Genomic DNA, 632 nt, shown 5'->3' with positions numbered 1-632 from the left:
GGCCGGGACGCCCCCGCCCGGGTGGGATCGCCGTGGTGGGCGCCGGCAGTGCGCCGGCGGAGAGCTGTCAGCGGGTGCGAGGGCCGCCAGGACAGCGGGACGCGGCGACGAGCGCCAGGTCGATGTGCCGTCTGCGCACCAGCAGCGGCGGGATCGACATGCAGGAACAGAAACACGGCGGCCCAGAGCCCGCCAACCCGATGGACAGGTGACGCATCTCATATCTTCAGGTAGTCGATGAACAAAGATGCTGGTAGCGGCTGTGTGCCGGTGAGGCTGGCTCGGGGCCGGGCCGTCGCCCTGCGCGGATCGCCGGGTGGGACCGGCGATCGAAGGATCTTCGTGCGTGCCGCAGATCACATTTGGGAGTGTTGACCGGGTGTGGTGACGCTGATCAGAGTGAGACCGGTGCGGACCTCCACGTGGTTGACGTCCCGCCGCTGCATCGATTTCGGGCGCGCCGAGTCCAGCCGCTGTCGTTAGTTCCCAGGTAGATCTCCTCGGATCCCGCAGGGTCCACGAGGCCCCGGCTCTGCCGCGGGCCGCGGGTGACCTCGTCCGGTGGTGCGCCGTGCCGCCTCCGTAACCACGCCGACCGCCTCGCCGCCACCCGCTGGCGGCCGGGGCCGCGC

At 70.9% G+C, this 632-nt stretch carries 1 protein-coding gene; it reads left to right on the top strand.

Annotated elements, in window-relative coordinates:
* Window positions 1-212, top strand: a 212-nt coding sequence (locus tag MXD58_RS24505) for a hypothetical protein (protein WP_250610025.1), incomplete at its 5' end; no start/stop codon positions are given.
* Window positions 213-632: the final 420 nt, after the last annotated feature.

The sequence above is a fragment of the Frankia sp. AgKG'84/4 genome, assembly GCF_023242965.2.
Classification (GTDB): domain Bacteria; phylum Actinomycetota; class Actinomycetes; order Frankiales; family Frankiaceae; genus Frankia.
This window is presented reverse-complemented; position numbering and strand designations above follow the sequence as displayed.